Consider the following 1,438-nt stretch of genomic DNA (forward strand, 5'->3'; position numbering starts at 1 on the left):
GCGAGCTTTGCCGAACAGGTGGACTCGAATGAAGGCAGCAAAGCGGTGGACAATAAATTGGCTAAACTGCTGATTGACGTATGCCGTTCGCAAAGTGTTGCCGTGTTTGGCAATGTATCGATTGCGGTATTGTTGGCGGCAGGGATTGCTTTTGACTATGCCCATACGCATGGTCAGCCCTTGCTAAATGAGGCCGTTACAGCCTACCAGCTTAAATCTATTGAGATTTTTACCCAGCCGACCTTATGGTATGCCGCTATTGCCGGTGTATGGCTGTTTTGCTCGGGGATTATTGCCGGCTTCTTTGACAACCGTTCTGATTATCTGAACCTGCGTCAGCGCCTGCCGTTTAATCCGTTGTTACGAAAAATCATGCGTCCACAGCCGCGCCGCCGGTTGGCTGCTTATATTCATAAGCATTATGGTTCGCTTATGGGTAATTTTATTTTCGGTATGCTTTTAGGCATGACAGGCTATTTCGGCCATCTTTTCGGCTTGCCGCTGGATATTCGCCATGTGGCGTTCTCTTCGGCAAATTTGGGTTATGCTGCGATTAGTGGCTATACAGATATATTCACTTTTATGCTTGGCTTGGCAAGTGTATTGGCAATCGGCATGGTAAATTTAGTGGTCAGCTTTTCTTTGGCTTTGGCTGTTGCACTCCGTTCTCGCGGTACGCGTTTGGGCAGTATGCGTAATCTGCTGAAGAGCTTCTGGAGTCAAGTGAAAGCTAATCCTTTGATTTTGTTGTATCCGGTTCAAGTGAATAACAAAGAAAACACGAAGTAAGATTGAAGAAAGGCCGTCTGAATATATACTTTTCAGACGGCCTTTTAATTTAAAAACTATAAAGATTAGGCTTGCAGAGAGGCACGGTTTTCCAAAACTTGGTCAATCAAACCATATTCTTTAGCTTCATCGGCAGACATATAATTATCGCGGTCGGTATCGCGTTCCAAGTCGGCCAAATCGCGATCACAATGTTTGGCGAGTAAGCGGTTCAGTTTCTCTTTGATTTTCAGCAGCTCTTTAGCGTGAATTTCAATATCGGAAGCTTGGCCCGCCAAGCCGCCGCTGATAAGCGGTTGGTGAATCATGATACGGCTGTTTGGCAGGGCAAAGCGTTTGCCTTTTTCGCCTGCGGACAACAGGAATGCGCCCATACTTGCCGCTTGACCCAAGCATAAGGTAGAAACATGAGGCTTGATGAAGTTCATGGTGTCGTAAATCGACATACCGGCAGTAACCGAACCGCCCGGAGAGTTGATATAGAAGAAGATATCTTTATCAGGGTTTTCGCTTTCCAAGAACAGTAATTGCGCAACAACCAGATTGGCAGATTCGTCTGTCACCGGGCCGATCAAGAAAACGATGCGCTCTTTCAAAAGGCGTGAGTAGATGTCGAATGCGCGCTCGCCGCGACCGCTTTGTTCGATAA

1 protein-coding gene and 1 pseudogene are annotated in these 1,438 nt (G+C 46.8%); one reads left to right on the forward strand and one right to left on the reverse strand.

Annotation, left to right across the window (positions count from 1 at the left end; all coding sequences use genetic code 11):
- Window positions 1-789: pseudogene (locus tag ACTHS3_RS13010) on the forward strand (recombinase); the annotation flags it as partial.
- A 65-nt stretch (window positions 790-854) separates the two neighbouring features.
- Here the strand turns inward: ACTHS3_RS13010 and clpP are convergent.
- Window positions 855-1,436: an ATP-dependent Clp endopeptidase proteolytic subunit ClpP gene (clpP, locus tag ACTHS3_RS13015; protein WP_440368128.1), complete on the reverse strand. Its 582-nt coding sequence runs from the start codon at window positions 1,434-1,436 to the stop codon at window positions 855-857.
- Between the last annotated feature and the right edge of the window lie 2 nt (window positions 1,437-1,438).

It is taken from the genome of Neisseria sp. P0009.S007 (genome assembly GCF_051962515.1).